The following is a 14,949-nucleotide window of genomic DNA, read 5'->3' as shown; positions in this document are numbered from 1 at the left end:
ATGAGAAACCAGAACATGAATCGTGACTGGACCGCCATCGCCCGCACCCTGTCGGAAGCCCTGCCCTATCTGCAGCGATTCTCGGGCGCCGTCGTCGTCGTCAAGTTCGGCGGCAACGCCATGGGCGATGCCGAGGACATGGCCGAATTCGCCCGCGACATCGTGCTGATGCGGCAGGTGGGGCTGAACCCGATCGTCGTGCATGGCGGCGGACCGATGATCAACGACATGCTGTCGAAACTGGGCATCAAGTCGGAATTCGTGCGCGGCAAGCGGGTCACCGACCAGGCCACCGTCGAAGTGGTCGAGATGGTGCTCACGGGCCTTGTGAACAAGCGCATCGTGCAGGCGATCATGGACGAGGGCGGCCGCGCCGTGGGCCTGTCGGGCAAGGATGACGACCTCATGGTCTGCGAGGCCGACGATCCCGAACTGGGCTTCGTCGGCCGCCCGGTCGAGATGAACGTGCAGGTGCTGCGCGACCTGTTCAAGGCGGGCATCATCCCCGTCGTCGCCCCCGTCGCCACCGGCATGAGCGCGCTGGAAACCTTCAACGTCAACGGCGACACCGCCGCCGGCGCCATCGCCGGCGCGCTGAAAGCCGACCGCCTGCTGTTGCTGACGGATGTGTCGGGCGTGAAGGACAAGGACGGCAACGTCGTGACTGAGCTGCACCCCGACCAGGTGCGCAGCATGATCGCCGACGGCTCGATCGCGGGCGGCATGATCCCCAAGACCGAGACGGCGCTCAAGGCGATCGAAGAGGGCGTGCGCGCGGTGGTGATCCTCGACGGACGGGTGCGCAATGCCTGCCTGCTCGAGCTCTTCACCGAGCATGGCGCGGGCTCGATGATCCGCGCCACGCCGCCGCGCGTGACCCCGCGCTCCGGCGATGCCGAGGCCTGAGACCACCGCGCTTTTCGCCGCTCTGGACGCGTCCGGGCTGGTGGCGCTGGCCGCCACCGCGCCCGACCCGATCTTCTGCCCGCCGGGCAGCCGCGCTCTGGTGCTGATAGGACCGCAGGGCGGGCGCGCCTTCTGGGACCGGCTCACCGCCGCGCCGGAATGGCAGGACGGCACGCCCGATCCCGTCGACCGCTGGTCCGCGCGGGTTCTGGGCGCGCTTGCCGCCCGTTTCGGCGGTGCGGCGCTCTACCCGTCTGACGGACCGCCCTGGCCGCCCTTCTTCGGCTGGGCGCTGGCCTCGGGGCATCTGTGGCAAAGCCCGGTCGGCATGCTGGTCCATGCGCAACAGGGCCTGTGGGTGTCGTTTCGCGGCGCTCTGGCGCTGCCTTTCGACGTCGCCCTGCCCCCCGCGGCAAATCCCTGCGACAATTGCGCGACGCGACCCTGCGTCACCGCCTGCCCGGTCGATGCGCTCTCGGCCAGGGAATACGACGTGCCGCGCTGCCATGCTTTCCTCGACCGGCCCGAGGGCGGCGACTGCCTGTCGCGGGGCTGCGCCGCGCGCCGCGCTTGCCCCGTCTCGAAAAGCCATGCAAGACTGGACGCCCAATCCGCCTATCACATGAGCAGGTTCCACCGATGATGAAGCGTCTGATCCTGACCCGCCACGCCAAGTCCAGCTGGGACGACCCGACCATGGCCGACAAGGATCGCCCGCTCAATGCGCGCGGACAGGCGGCGGCGGCGGATCTGGGCCAGTGGCTCGCCTCGCGCGGGGATATCCCCGACGAGGTCCTGTGCTCGGATGCCGCGCGCACCCGCGAAACCTGGGAGGGCATCGCCGCCTCCCTCGATTCCCAGCCGCGCCTGATCCTGAAACCTGCGCTCTACCATGCCAGCGCGGACGTGATGCTGGCGGTGCTGCGGCACGCGACCGGATCGACGGTGATGATGATCGGCCACAATCCCGGCATCTCGGAATTCGCCGAACGGATCGTCGCGCGGGCGCCCGCGAATGCCGAGTTTCACCGCTACCCGACCGGCGCCACGCTGGTCGTCAGCTTTGAAACCGACGACTGGAAACAGGTCGACTGGCATCAGGGATCGGTGCGCGATTTCATCGTCCCGCGCGAGCTGACCGCCTGAGGTCCCACCGTATGTCCCACGCTGGGACATCCCGGCGCCCCGACGAAAAACAAAGCCTTGCCGATTGCCGGTAAGGCTTTGTTCATCTCTGCCGCATCTTTACGCCGCAAATATCCTCGGGGGGTGAATTGGCCGCAGGCCAAGAGGGGGGCAGACAGCCCCCCTCTCTCCGGCCCGTCAAAAACTCCGGATCAGTGGCCCAGGATCTGGCTCAGGAACAGCTTGGTGCGATCCGATTGCGGGTTGTTGAAGAACTCGTAAGGTTCGTTCTGCTCGACGATCTGGCCCTGATCCATGAAGATCACCCGGTTCGCCACCGCCTGCGCGAAGCCCATTTCGTGGGTCACGCACAGCATCGTCATCCCCTCTTCGGCAAGCTGGATCATCGTATCCAGCACTTCCTTGATCATCTCGGGGTCAAGCGCCGATGTCGGTTCGTCGAACAGCATGATCCGCGGCTTCATGCACAGCGAGCGGGCGATCGCCACGCGCTGTTGCTGACCGCCCGAAAGCTGGCCGGGATATTTATGCGCCTGTTCGGGGATCTTCACCTTTTCCAGAAAGTGCATCGCCGTTTCCTCGGCTTCGCGCTTGGGGACCTTGCGCACCCAGATCGGCGCCAGCGTGCAGTTTTCCAGGATCGTCAGATGCGGGAACAGGTTGAAGTGCTGGAACACCATCCCGACCTCGGAGCGCACCTTGTCGATGTTCTTCAGGTCCGAGGACAGCTCGGTCCCGTCGACGATGATCTGGCCCTTCTGGTGTTCCTCGAGCCGGTTGATACAGCGGATCAGCGTCGATTTGCCCGATCCCGAGGGCCCGCAGATGACGATGCGTTCGCCCCGGTGCACCGTCATGTCGATGTCGCGCAGCACATGGAAGGCGCCGTACCACTTGTTCATGTTGGTGATCTGGATCGCGACCTCGTCCGAGACCGTCATCTGGCTGCGATTGACAGCGGTATTCGTGGTTTCCATGACAGGAACTCCTTAGCGATGGTCGGTCTGAAGGCGGCGCTCGAGATACATCGAATAGCGCGACATGCCGAAGCAGAAGACCCAGAAGACGGCACCGATGAAGATGAACAGCTCCCAGTAGATCCCCTGCCAGTCCGAGGTGGCGCGGATCGCGCTGGCCCGGCCGATCGGGTCGAGAAGGCCGATGAACACGACCAGCGTGGTGTCCTTGAACAGGCCGATGAAGGTGTTGACGATGCCCGGGATGGAGATTTTCAGCGCCTGCGGCATGATGATGAGCCGCTGCGCCTTCCAGTAATCGAGGCCCAGCGCGTCGGCGCCCTCATACTGTCCGCGCGGCAGCGCGGCGAGCCCGCCCCGGATCACCTCGGCCATGTAGGCGGTGGCGAACAGCGTCACCATGATGATCACGCGCAGGATCAGGTCGAAATTCGTACCCGGCGGCAGGAAATAGTTCAGCAGCAGCGAGGCCGTGAACAGCAGGGTGATCAACGGCACGCCGCGGATGAACTCGATGAAGACGACCGAGACGCCCTTGATCAGCGGCATGTTCGATTGCCGTCCCAGCGCCAGCAGGATCCCCAGCGGCAGCGACAGGGCGATGCCCGCGACGCCGATGATGATCGAGATCATGAAGCCGCCGAATTCCCGCGACGGCACCGCTTCGATGCCGATGGGAAGCGCCGCCGACAGCACATCGATGATCGGCGCGGCCAGCAGGATCCACCAGACCAGCGCGGCGATCACCGCGCCCCCGGTCTGGATCAGCGTGCCGAAGGACCCCAGAAGGCGCAGGGCCAGATAGCCCACGCCGAAGCCCATCGCCGCGACCAGCACGCCCCAGATCGTGCCGCCCCACAGCAGCCACACCGCAAGGAACGGGTAGACGGCCGAGAAATACAGCAGGTTCTTGGGCGCCGCCGGGAACAGCACGGGGGCAACCGCGACGATCAGCAGGACAAAGGCCAGGATCGGACGCCAGTACAGGTCCGGCGGGTAGAAGCCGAAGATCAGCTGCAGCCAGTTGACCCGGATCACCGCCCAGCAGGCGCCGGTCGCGCCGTCGAGGATCTGGCGGCATTCGGTCAGCGAGTTGGCGTTCCAGACCGAATTGGCGAACCACGGGAACAGTTCATAGACCAGGAACGCGACGACGGCGATCGACAGCACGGTCAGCACCGCGCTGACCCATCCGTTGAACAGGTTCTCGCGGATCCATTTCACCGCGCCCATTTCGCTGGCCGGGGGTTCGGCCTCGGGCAGCATCGTGTCGCGCACGAAAGGGACGGTTTGGGCATGGGTATCGCTCATCTCACCGCTCCTTCAGTCTGACACGGTTGTTGTAGACGTTCATCACCCCCGAGATCGCGAGGCTCACGAGCAGGTAGATGAGCATCATCAGCAACATCCCTTCCAGCTCGCGTCCGGTCTGGTTGATGGTGATGCCGCCCAGCGTCGAGCGCAGGTCCATGTAGCCCACCGCCAGACCCAGCGAGGTGTTCTTGGTGATGTTGAGATATTGCGAGATCAGCGGCGGAACGATGACGCGCAGCGCCTGCGGCAGGATCACCAGCCGCATCGTCTTGCTGGGCTGCACACCCAGCGCATAGGCGGCTTCGGTCTGGCCCTTGTTGATGGCCAGGATACCGGCGCGAACGATTTCGGCGATGAAGGCGGCGGTATAGATCGACAGGCCCAGCCACATCGCCAGAAGCGAGTTGCGCATCTGGATCCCGCCCTGGAAATTGAAGCCGCGCAGTTCGGGGTAATCCAGATGAAAGCCCAGCGCGAACAGCAGGATGGTGATCGGCGCCAGCAGGATCAGGATCGACTTCCACCAGGTCTTGGGACGGATGCCGGTGGCGTTCTGGACCTTGGCCGCGTGGCGCACCAGCCGGACATTGGCCCAGATCGACAGCGCCAGAACGACGATCACCGCGATGATGTCGAGCGACGGCTGCACGCCCAGGACGCTGACCGTCCCGAGGCTGTTGTCAAAGAGCGGACCGGGAACATAGACGCCGCGATTGGTGATGGCGATGGAGTCGAACAGCATCGAGGCGTCCGGCGTGTCGCCGCGGAAAGCGCTGGGTGCCGGCATCGATTCCGACATCACCGCCGAGACGACGATGATCCAGATCAGCACCGGGACGTTGCGGAAGGTCTCGATATAGACCGTCATCAGCTTGGCGACGATCCAGTTCTTCGACAGCCGCAGGACCCCGGCGATGACACCGATCACCGTCGCCGTGACGCAGGCCATGACCGCAAGGATCAGCGTGTTCAGCAGGCCCACGATGGCCGCGCGGCCATGGGTATAGGTGCTGTCATATTCGATCGGGCGCTGCGAGATGTCGTAACCCGAGGTGCTCCAGAGGAAATCGAACGAGAAGTCCTTACCGAGGGCTGCGAGGTTGCGGATCGTGTTGTCCACCAGCCAGGCGGCGCCCAGCATCAGCAGGATCAGGGCGAAGATCTGGATCGTGTACGACCGGTAGCGCGTGTCGTACAGCAACATACCCAGAGTGAAGGACCTCTGTGGGGCCCCGCTGTCCATTGCCATAAATTGTCTCCCTGCATCCGTACCGCTTTTGTTATGCCTCGCGCCGGTCAGCCGGCTGCGGGTGGTACGGTTATGCGTTGTCTGGATAGGAAAACGGCGCGCGATGGTCCCACCGCGCGCCGCTTGTCTTGCCCTTAGCGGAAGGGCGGTGCGTAGATCAGGCCGCCCTGCGTCCACTGCGCGTTCAGACCGCGCGCCAGACCGATCGGCGTGGCTTCACCGATGGTTGCGGCGAAGATCTCGCCGTAGTTGCCACCTGCGGCGATCGCGTTGCGGGCGAAGTCGGCCGACAGGCCCAGCATCGCGCCCAGATCACCCTCGGTGCCCAGCAGGCGGTTGATCTCCGGGTTGTCGGTGCCGGCAGCCATCTGCTCGAGATTGGCCGAGGTGACACCCAGCTCTTCCGCCGCGATCAGCGCGTTCAGCACCCAGCGGTTGATGTCGGCCCATTGATCGTCGCCCTGACGGACGAGCGGACCGAGCGGCTCTTTCGAGATGATCTCGGGCAGGATGACGTGATCGCCCGGGGTCTCGAACGAGGCGCGGGTGGCCGCGAGGCCCGACGCGTCGGTGGTGTACACGTCGCAGGCGCCGGCAAGGTATTGCTGCTGCGCCTCGGCGTTGGTTTCGATCGGCACCGGCTCGTAGCTCATGTTGTTGACGCGGAAGTAATCCGCGAGGTTCAGCTCGGTGGTGGTGCCGGTCTGGATGCAGACGGTGGCGCCATCGAGCTCGGTGGCCGAGGACACGCCCAGCTCACGCGGGACCATGAAGCCCTGACCGTCGTAGTAGTTCACGCCGACGAAGGTGAAGCCGAGGTCCACATCGCGCGAGAAGGTCCAGGTGGTGTTGCGCGCCAGCAGGTCGATTTCGCCCGAGGCCAGCGCGGTGAAGCGGGTCTGGCCGGTGGTCGGGACGAAATTCACGGCCATCGGGTCGCCCAGAACGGCGGCGGCGACAGCGCGGCAGACGGCAACGTCGAAGCCCTGCCAGACGCCGTTGGCGTCGGGAGCCGAGAAGCCGTTAACCCCGGTCGACACACCGCAGTTCAGCGTGCCGGCGGCCTGGACGTCTTCGAGCGTCGTGGCCGACGCGAAGCCCCCGGCAAGAGCCGCTGCGGCAAGCGTCCCCAGAAATACCGATTTTTTCATCTTTACCTCTTCCTGTTTACACCGCGCTTGGCGGCGGTCAGTTCGGCCCACTGCGGGGCCAATCGCTGCCGGGTTGGTCCCGGCTCGGCATTGCAGTGGCAATGCGGCGCACCTTTATGATGCTGCGTAAGCGAATTTGTGCCGATTATTATTGGCCGTCAAGTCAATCATTTCCCGCCTGACTGCCCAAGCAGGCGGCAAACGCCCGGCATCCGGCGCGTTTTCAGGCAACAAGGCGGCGATGCATCAGGGCGTGCTGGCGGCGAAAAAACGGGCCGCATCGTGAAAGGCCCGGCGGCGACCCGACGTCAGGATCGCGGCCTCTTCATCCTCGCCCCATTGCTCGGTCTGCCAGTCCTCGTCGATTCGCGAGGCGGCCCACAGATCCTCGGGCCGGGCGATTCCCCCGGCGGCGGCGAGACCGATCACCAGAGAGCCCGACATCGCCACCAGATCGTGGAACGCGGTCAGCTGGAACGGCGTGTAGCCGTCGACATGCGCGCGCAGGATCGCCAGCGTCTCGGGCGGTTGCGGGGTCGGCATCACGCCGGTGGTGACGTTCCACTGCACGCCGAACCGGCCTGCCGACCATTCCAGCAGCGGATCCCACGCCGCGCGCTGCCGCGCGACCAGCTCGGCCGGGCTGTCGGCGCGGTAACACAGCAGATCGGTCTCGCCATAGGCGGTGATGATCTCGGCCACTTCGTCGAACTGGTGCTGCACCTTGTCGATGGCGGCATTGGCAGCGCGGGTCGCGGGCATCGTGTCGGGCACGATCTTGTCGTCCTGCGCGTGCCATTCGGCGGCGACCAGCTCGGCCATCGTGCGGGTGGGGATGATCAGGGGCGCCTTGGCGGGCGTCTTCACCGGGCGGCCATCCAGCCGGACGGTAAAGCCCTCGGGCAGCTCGGCCACGCTGGCCTCGGTCCAGAATTTCTTCGGTGCCCACTCGCTCATGCCAGCCCCCAGATCGTTTCCAGCGCCGCGTCGAGCTCGTCGAAACCGTCGATCAGCCGGTCGGCCTGTGCCAGACGCGCGCGCGCATGATAGCCCCAGGTCACGCCGATGGTGCGGATGCCCGCGGCGCGGCCCATGTCGATGTCGAACTCGGTATCGCCCACGATCACCGCCTGCGCCGGGGCAACGCCCGTCGCGCGCAAACAGGCATGGATCATCGAGGGATGCGGTTTCGACGGGTGGTCATCGGCCACCTGCGTGGCGACAAAGACCCCTTGCAGCCCGTGCGACTCGATCAGGCTGTCCAGCCCGCGCCGGGACTTCCCGGTCGCGACGGCCAGTTGCACGTTCGGATCCGCCGCCAACCTTCCGAGCGCATCGCGCGCGCCGGGAAAAAGCGGGCTGCCCAGCGCGCCGTTCTTCAGCCGCAGCGCCTGATAGGCACGCTTGTAGCCTTCGACCAGCGCGTCATGCGTGGCGGCGGGCACGTCGGGCGCAAGCCGGATCATCGCCACGGGCAGGGACAGCCCGACGATCCCCTTGATCGCATCGACCGGCGGCACGACCAGCTCTTGCGCCAGAAAAGCCTGGGTCATCGAGGCGACGATATCAGCCTGGCTGTCGACCAGCGTGCCGTCGACATCGAAGATCACCAGTCGGGGGATTGTCATTCCTGCTCCTCGAACGGATCGGCAGGCACATCGGTTTCGCGCCAGCCCAGCGTTTTCCAGCTGCGCGCCATATGCTCGGGCAGCGGCGCCTCGATCAGCACGGGCTTGCCGGTGATCGGGTGTTCGAAGCTGATGCGGCGGGCGTGCAGGTGCAGCTTGCGGCTGATATCGCCGCCCAGCTGCGCGCCCCAGCCATCGCCCAGGTTTTCCTGCCCCGAGCCGCCATATTTGCCGTCGCCGATGATCGGGTGCCCCATCTCGGCCATATGCGCGCGCAGCTGGTGGGTGCGCCCGGTGATCGGAACCAGCGCGACCCAGGCGGCCCGGCTGCCCAGCCGGTCGAGCACGGCGTAATCGGTGGTCGCCCGCTTGGCGCCGTCGGTCTTGTCGACCTCATTGGGATGGATGCAGCGCATCTTCTCGCTTTCGCCGCGCAGGCCGGCTTTCACCAGCCCGTAGCGGATCGTGCCCATCAGCGGTTGCGGCACGCCCGCGACGATGGCCCAGTAGATCTTGCGCGTGTTGCGGGCGCGGAAGGCTTCGCCCAGACGGCGGGCGACGCGGGGGGTGCGCGCCAGCAGCAGCACGCCCGACGTGTCCTTGTCCAGCCGGTGGACCAGCACGGGCCGGTCCTTGTAGCCGAATTTCAGCGCCTCGGTCAGCCCGTCCACGTGGCGGTTGCCCTGCCCCGAGCCACCCTGCGACGGCAGCCCGGGGGGCTTGTTGAGGGCGATGATATGCTCGTCCTTCCACAGCACGCAGTCGCGGATCATCTCGGCATCGGCATCGGGAATACCCGGCACGCGCGTGGGCGGTGGCGGGGCGGCATCGGGCAGCGGCGGGATGCGCACGCTTTGCCCCGCCTCGATCCGGTCGCCCGACTTCACGCGCTTGCCGTCGAGCCGCAGCTCGCCCTTGCGGCAGAATTTCTCCACCATGCCCTGCGTGACCTGCGGGAATTTCTTTTTCAGCCAGCGGTCGAGGCGCTGATCGCCCTCGTCCTCGGCCACGGTTATGGTCTGCACGCCGCTCATGCCAAAAGGCTCCTTGCGATTGCCAGCCCGGCGAGGATCGCCGCCAGCGACAAGACCACCGAGGCCAGCACGTAAAGCCCCGCCGTCAGGTGGTCGCCGCGCTCCCAGATCGTTATCGCATCGAGGGAGAAGGCCGAGAAAGTGGTAAACCCGCCCAGCACGCCGGTCATCAGAAGCGGCGCGAAGCGGTTGGCGCCGAGATGACCCAGCGCGACGACGACAACGCCCATGACGAACGAGCCCACGACATTCACCGTAAGCGTCCCCCAGGGAAAGCCGGGACCCATGACGCGGATCGCCGCCACCCCGGTCAGGTAGCGGCCCGAAGCGCCGAGGGCGCCCCCGAGGGCGACTTGAAGAAGGGTTGTCAACATGGCGCTGCCTTCGCGCGGGCAAGCCGCAAAGTCAAGCTGAACAGGGAATCACGCGCTGCTGCGACGGCTGCGCAGCTTGGCGAAATACTCGGTCCGCTTCTTCAGCTCGCGCTCGAACCCGCGTTCGGGCGGGGCATAGAGAACCGGGCGCTTCACGCCCTCGGGGAAATAGTTCTGGCCGCTGAACCCGTCCTGCGCGTCATGGTCGTATTGATAGCCCGCGCCGTAGCCCTGTTCCTCCATCAGCTTGGTGGGAGCGTTGAGGATATGCGCGGGCGGCATCGCGCTGCCGGTCTTCTGCGCCAGCTGCCGCGCGGCCTTGTAAGCCACATAGACCGCGTTCGATTTGGGCGCGAGGGCGAGATAGACCACCGCTTGCGCCAGCGCCAGCTCGCCCTCGGGGCTGCCCAGTCGTTCATAGGTCTGCCACGCGTCCAGACACAAAGCCTGCGCCTGCGGATCGGCCAGCCCGATATCCTCGACCGCCATGCGGGTCAGGCGGCGGGCCAGAAAGCGGGGATCTTCGCCCCCTTCGAGCATCCGCGCGAACCAGTATAGCGCCGCGTCGGGATCCGATCCGCGCACCGATTTGTGCAGCGCCGAGATCAGGTTGTAATGCTCGTCGCCCGACTTGTCGTATTTCGCCGCCCGCCGCATCAGCCGCTTGGCCAGCGCATCGGGCGCCAGCGGGCCGGGCACTTTCCACGCCATGACCTGCTCGATCAGGTTCAGCATCGCCCGGCCGTCGCCATCGGCCATTTCCATCAGCACATCGCGCGCCTCGACCGTGAGGGGCAGCTTGCGGCCCATTTCGCGCTCGGCGCGCTCGGCCAGCCGCTCCAGATCGGCCAGCGACAGGCGTTTCAGCGTGATGACCTGCGCGCGCGAGAGCACGGCGGCGTTGAGCTCGAACGAGGGGTTCTCGGTCGTGGCGCCGATCAAAAGGATCGTGCCGTCTTCCATATGCGGCAGAAAGCCGTCCTGCTGGGCCTTGTTGAAGCGGTGGATCTCGTCCACGAACAACAGCGTCCCCTGCCCGTTCTGGCGCCGCATCCGGGCCGCCTCGAACACCTTGCGCAGCTCCGGCACGCCCGAGAAAATCGCGCTTATCTGGACGAAATGCAGGTCCGTCACCTTGGCCAGCAGCCGCGCGATGGTGGTCTTGCCCACGCCGGGCGGCCCCCACAGGATCAGCGAAGACAGCGTCCCCGCCGCCAGCATCGCGCCCAGCGGGCCGTCGGTGCCCAGCACGGATTCCTGTCCGATCACCTCGTCCAGCGCCTTGGGACGCAGGCGGTCGGCCAGCGGACGCGGGGCGTCGGCATGGGGCTCGGGGGTGCCGTCGGGCGAGGAATCGAAGAGATCGGCCATGGTGCCAATGTAGGGGCTGCGCGGGCGGGCGGAAAGAGAGGCCGAACGCGCGACGTCATTCTTGCAGTTGCAACGGCCCGGTTGCATTCCGGGGGCATGGATGCATGTTTGACAGCATCAGGGAGATCACGATGTCCGACACCAAAACCTATGTTCACCAATCCATCGCGCAGGCCGTGCTGGATCATGGAATCACCACGATGTACGGCCTGATGGGCGACGCGAATCTGTTCATGGTCGACCATTACGTCCGCGAGGGCGGCGGGCAGTTCGTGCCCGTGGCCTATGAGGGCAGCGCGGTCCTGATGGCGGCCGCCCATGCCCGGATCAGCCAGAGCGTCGCGGTCGCCACCGTGACGCATGGTCCGGCGCTGACGAATTGCGTGACCGCGCTGGTCGAGGCCGCGCGCGCGCAGGTGCCGATGGTGCTGCTTGCGGGCGATACGGCGGTGATGGCGCCGCAGAACCTGCAGAATATCGACCAGCGCGAGGTGGTGCACATCACCGGGGCCGGGTTCCTGCAGATGCGCGCCCCCGAAACCGCCAGCTACGACGTCGCCCATGCCTTTCACCGCGCGCGGGTCGAGAAGCGGCCCATCGTGCTGAACATGCCCGCCGATTTCATGTGGCAGGAGGTCCAGCACGAGGCCTGCGTCTTCCCGGTCTTCGGCGCGCCCGCCTATGTGCCCGAGGGGGACGATCTGGATCAGGCGGTGGGCATGATCGCCTCGGCCAAGCGGCCCATCGTTCTGGCCGGTGTGGGCGCCCTGGATGCGCGCGACAAGATCGTCGCGCTGGCCGAACGGATGGAGGCGCCGCTTGCCACCACGCTGAAGGCCAAGGACCTGTTCCGGGGCCATCCGTCGAATATGGGTATCTTCGGTACGCTTTCGACCCCGGCGGCCTATGAGGCGATCGACAAGGCCGATTGCATCGTCGCCTTCGGGTCGAGCCTGCACCATTTCACCACCGATCAGGGCAAGCTTCTGAAGGGCAAACGCGTGGTGCAGATCAATTCGGACGCGACGGCGGCGGCGAAGAATTTCCGGCCCGACGCGGTCCTGGTCTCGGATGCCGGGCTCACCGCCGACAATATCGTCTGGTGGCTGAACGAGGCCGAGATCGCGCCGACGGGCTTTGCCAAGGAGCTCGACATGGACGAGCTCACGCGCCATCCGGTCGGGCGCCCGGGCGACACCGCCGAGGGCTGCATCAACTTCGTGCAGGCGCTGGAACGGCTGGAAAAGGCGCTGCCGGAAAACCGGCTGGTGACCACCGATGGCGGACGCTTCATGACCGAGGTCTGGTGCCGGATTTCCAGTCCCGATGCGCGCAGCTTCATTGCCACAACCAATTTCGGCTCGATCGGGCTGGGCCTGCAGGTGGCGATCGGCGCGGGCATCGCCGCGCCGGACCGGCCTGTCGTGCTGTTCACCGGCGACGGCGGGTTCATGATGGGCGGCATCAACGAGTTCAACACCGCCGTGCGGCTGAAGCAGGACCTGATCGTGATCGTCGCCAATGACAATGCCTATGGCGCCGAGCATATCCAGTTCCTGGACCGACAGATGGATCCCGGCCTTGCGCAGTTCGAATGGCCGTCCTTCGCCGATGTCGCCACTGCCCTGGGCGGTCAGGGGATGGTCGTCACCTCGGACGAGGAGCTGGACGCGGCGATGAAGGCCATCGAGACCCGCGACAAGCCGCTGTTGATCGAATTGCGGCTCGATCCCAACGACGTGCCGCGCATGCGGGTCTGATCAGATCCGGAAACGCAGCACGCTGCGCCGACCGCCGCGCACCAGCTCGACCTCCCAATAGCGCGAGGGATCGCTGAGCGCGCGGTCGAGCGCGGCGGTATCGCCGACGCGCTGGCGGTTGACCGACAACAGCACGTCGCCCGGCTGCAGGCCAGCGCGGGCGGCGAGATCCGCGACCTCGACCACCACCACGCCCGAAGCTTGCGGGTCGAGCCCCTGCTCGGCCGCGACGGCGGGGTTGATCGTCTCGGCCACCAGCCCGCGCAGCGCGCTGCTGCGCACGGTCAGGCGGTTGCGGGCGGGCGTTTCCGGGGGCGCCACCAGCGCCACGCGGGCTTCGCGCCGCTCGGTGCCGCGCTGCCAGGTCAGCGTGGCCTCGCCACCGATCCCGCCGGCGGACAGGCGGAACATCATTTCCTGCGGCGAGTTCACCGGCTCGTCATTCACCGCCAGCACCACGTCGCCGCTTTGCAGCCCGGCGCGGGCCAGCGGGCTTTGCGGGTGCAGTTCGGTGATCGCCACGCCCTGCGGCAGGCCCAGCCCCAGAGCCTCGGCCAGCGCGGCATCGACAGACTGGCCGCTCATCCCCATCCATGGACGCTGAAAGGCGCTCGCGCCGCCCTCGGCCTGCGCCACGACCTGCGCCACAAGGTTCGCGGGGATCGCAAAGCCGATCCCGTTCGACCCGCCCGAGCGCGTGAGGATGGCCGAATTGATGCCCACCAGTCGCCCCGACATATCGACCAGCGCGCCGCCGGAATTGCCCGGATTGATCGCCGCGTCGGTCTGGATGAAATAGCCGGTCCCCGACCCCACCGCGAGCCCCGAACGCGCCAGCGCGCTGACGATGCCGCTGCTGACGGTCTGGCCCACGCCGAACGGGTTGCCGATGGCCAGCACCAGATCGCCCACTTCGGTGCGGTCGCTGTCGGCCAGTTCGATGGCGGGCAGGTCGTTGGCGCCCTGAAGCCGCAGGATGGCAAGGTCGCTGGTCTCATCCGCCAAAATCACCTCGGCGGTGAATTCCCGGCGGTCGTTCAGCACCACGCGGATATCGTCGGCATTGCCCACGACGTGGAAATTCGACACGACGATCCCGTCCGAGGTCAGGATCACCCCCGACCCCAGCGCGTTCTGCACCCGGGGCGGGCGGCCGCGATCGCCGAAGAGCTGGCCGAAAAGCGGATCGTTGAAGAAAGGCGATTGCCGCGCCTCGACCACGCGGCGGGCATAGATCGAGACGACGGCGGGCGCGGTCTGCCGCACCACGGGCGCAAAGCTGAGCTGGATCTGCGCCTGGCTGGCCGGGACCTGCACGCTTGGCGCCGCGGGTTGCTGCACCGGCACCGGCTGAATGGGCGCCGGGACCGGGTCCGATTGCTGGCCCAGTTGCGCATGGCCCGGCGCGGCGGGCGGAATGGGCGAGATCGCCGGCGGCGCGGGATTGGCAATCGATTCGGCGCTGACCGGCGGCAGCGCCTGCATCGCGCCCATGGTCAGCCCGATCCCCGTCACTGTGCCGATCAGGACCCATCCGATGACGCGCCGCATCCCTGCCTCCGATACCGTTTCACGCAAGGCAGAATGGTCATGCCGTCCCCGCCGCGCAAGGCGTCTCACGCGAATGCGAACGCAGGCTTACAGCAGCCAGACCGCCGCCAGAGCCAGAAGCGACGGCACGCCCTGAACCAGAAAGATCCGCCGGCTCGCCGTCAGCGCCCCGTAGCTGCCTGCCACCAGCACGAAGATCAGGAAACAGGTGGCGACGTTGCGCGCCCAGTCCGGATCGGCGATGAACAGCGACCAGATCAGCCCGGCGGCGAGAAAGCCGTTATAGAGCCCCTGATTGGCGGCAAGGGTCTTTGTCTGCGGGAACAAGTCGCGCGGAAGCGAGCGAAAGGCGGCGGGGCCGCGCGTCTCCCAGGCGAACATCTCGAGCCACAGGATATAGAGGTGCAGAAGCGCGACCAGCGCGACGAGGATCAGGGCGATCGGGGACATGGGCGTTGGCTCCTGCGGGTTGAGCCGGGCCGAGCTTA

General features: G+C 66.5%; 14 protein-coding genes and 1 pseudogene. 4 read left to right on the top strand and 11 right to left on the bottom strand.

Features of this window, described 5'->3' with window-relative positions; genetic code table 11:
- The 3 genes from argB to C4N9_RS14845 are packed head-to-tail and all read left to right on the top strand — an operon-like array spanning position 1 to position 2,052.
- Positions 1 to 906: an acetylglutamate kinase gene (gene argB, locus C4N9_RS14855; protein ID WP_109534136.1), complete on the top strand. Its 906-nt coding sequence runs from the start codon at positions 1 to 3 to the stop codon at positions 904 to 906.
- Positions 893 to 1,549 carry a ferredoxin gene (locus C4N9_RS14850; protein WP_245902574.1) on the top strand — a complete coding sequence of 219 codons (657 nt, stop codon included), beginning with the start codon at positions 893 to 895 and terminating at the stop codon, positions 1,547 to 1,549. The genes argB and C4N9_RS14850 overlap by 14 nt, the downstream gene beginning before the upstream one ends.
- On the top strand, positions 1,546 to 2,052 hold the full coding sequence (locus C4N9_RS14845; protein ID WP_109534135.1) for a SixA phosphatase family protein: 507 nt from the start codon (positions 1,546 to 1,548) through the stop codon (positions 2,050 to 2,052). The genes C4N9_RS14850 and C4N9_RS14845 overlap by 4 nt, the downstream gene beginning before the upstream one ends.
- 191 nt (positions 2,053 to 2,243) lie before the next feature.
- Here the strand turns inward: C4N9_RS14845 and C4N9_RS14840 are convergent, their stop codons facing one another.
- The 9 genes and pseudogenes from C4N9_RS14840 to C4N9_RS14800 all read right to left on the bottom strand — a co-directional run bounded on the left by C4N9_RS14840 (position 2,244) and on the right by C4N9_RS14800 (position 11,150).
- On the bottom strand, positions 2,244 to 3,029 hold the full coding sequence (locus C4N9_RS14840; RefSeq protein WP_109534134.1) for an amino acid ABC transporter ATP-binding protein: 786 nt from the start codon (positions 3,027 to 3,029) through the stop codon (positions 2,244 to 2,246).
- A 12-nt stretch (positions 3,030 to 3,041) separates the two neighbouring features.
- Positions 3,042 to 4,340: an amino acid ABC transporter permease gene (locus C4N9_RS14835; RefSeq protein ID WP_109534133.1), complete on the bottom strand. Its 1,299-nt coding sequence runs from the start codon at positions 4,338 to 4,340 to the stop codon at positions 3,042 to 3,044.
- A gap of 1 nt (position 4,341) precedes the next feature.
- Positions 4,342 to 5,592, bottom strand: a complete 1,251-nt coding sequence (locus C4N9_RS14830) for an amino acid ABC transporter permease (RefSeq protein ID WP_109534132.1) — start codon at positions 5,590 to 5,592, stop codon at positions 4,342 to 4,344.
- Positions 5,593 to 5,726: 134 nt separating this feature from the next.
- Positions 5,727 to 6,743: an amino acid ABC transporter substrate-binding protein gene (locus C4N9_RS14825; protein WP_109534131.1), complete on the bottom strand. Its 1,017-nt coding sequence runs from the start codon at positions 6,741 to 6,743 to the stop codon at positions 5,727 to 5,729.
- Between the two features lie 246 nt (positions 6,744 to 6,989).
- On the bottom strand, positions 6,990 to 7,700 hold the full coding sequence (locus C4N9_RS14820) for an ATP12 family chaperone protein (RefSeq protein WP_109534130.1): 711 nt from the start codon (positions 7,698 to 7,700) through the stop codon (positions 6,990 to 6,992).
- Positions 7,697 to 8,371: an HAD-IA family hydrolase gene (locus C4N9_RS14815; RefSeq protein ID WP_109534129.1), complete on the bottom strand. Its 675-nt coding sequence runs from the start codon at positions 8,369 to 8,371 to the stop codon at positions 7,697 to 7,699. Before C4N9_RS14815 ends, C4N9_RS14820 begins: the two co-directional genes overlap by 4 nt.
- The gene (locus C4N9_RS14810; protein WP_109534128.1) at positions 8,368 to 9,405 is read right to left on the bottom strand and encodes an RluA family pseudouridine synthase; all 1,038 of its coding nucleotides are present in this window, start codon (positions 9,403 to 9,405) and stop codon (positions 8,368 to 8,370) included. The genes C4N9_RS14815 and C4N9_RS14810 overlap by 4 nt, the downstream gene beginning before the upstream one ends.
- Positions 9,405 to 9,779 (bottom strand): annotated as a pseudogene (crcB, locus tag C4N9_RS14805) (fluoride efflux transporter CrcB); the annotation flags it as partial. The pseudogene crcB and the gene C4N9_RS14810, both read right to left, overlap by 1 nt.
- Before the next feature lie 48 nt (positions 9,780 to 9,827).
- Positions 9,828 to 11,150, bottom strand: coding sequence for a replication-associated recombination protein A (locus C4N9_RS14800; protein ID WP_109534279.1), 1,323 nt, complete (start codon positions 11,148 to 11,150; stop codon positions 9,828 to 9,830).
- Positions 11,151 to 11,281: 131 nt separating this feature from the next.
- Between C4N9_RS14800 and C4N9_RS14795 the strand changes: the two genes are divergently transcribed.
- Positions 11,282 to 12,910, top strand: a complete 1,629-nt coding sequence (locus C4N9_RS14795; protein WP_109534278.1) for a thiamine pyrophosphate-binding protein — start codon at positions 11,282 to 11,284, stop codon at positions 12,908 to 12,910.
- Here C4N9_RS14795 and C4N9_RS14790 read toward each other — a convergent pair whose 3' ends face one another.
- Together C4N9_RS14790 and C4N9_RS14785 are read right to left on the bottom strand one after the other, a co-directional pair.
- Positions 12,911 to 14,461: a Do family serine endopeptidase gene (locus C4N9_RS14790; protein WP_245902573.1), complete on the bottom strand. Its 1,551-nt coding sequence runs from the start codon at positions 14,459 to 14,461 to the stop codon at positions 12,911 to 12,913.
- Positions 14,462 to 14,548: 87 nt separating this feature from the next.
- Positions 14,549 to 14,911, bottom strand: a complete 363-nt coding sequence (locus C4N9_RS14785; protein ID WP_109534126.1) for a DUF1304 domain-containing protein — start codon at positions 14,909 to 14,911, stop codon at positions 14,549 to 14,551.
- Positions 14,912 to 14,949: the final 38 nt, after the last annotated feature.

Origin of the sequence: Pararhodobacter marinus, from assembly GCF_003122215.1 — a bacterium.
In the GTDB taxonomy this organism is placed as follows: Bacteria; Pseudomonadota; Alphaproteobacteria; order Rhodobacterales; family Rhodobacteraceae; genus Pararhodobacter; species Pararhodobacter marinus.
The sequence above is the reverse complement of the archived record's forward strand: the minus strand, read 5'-3'. Positions and strand labels throughout refer to the sequence as shown.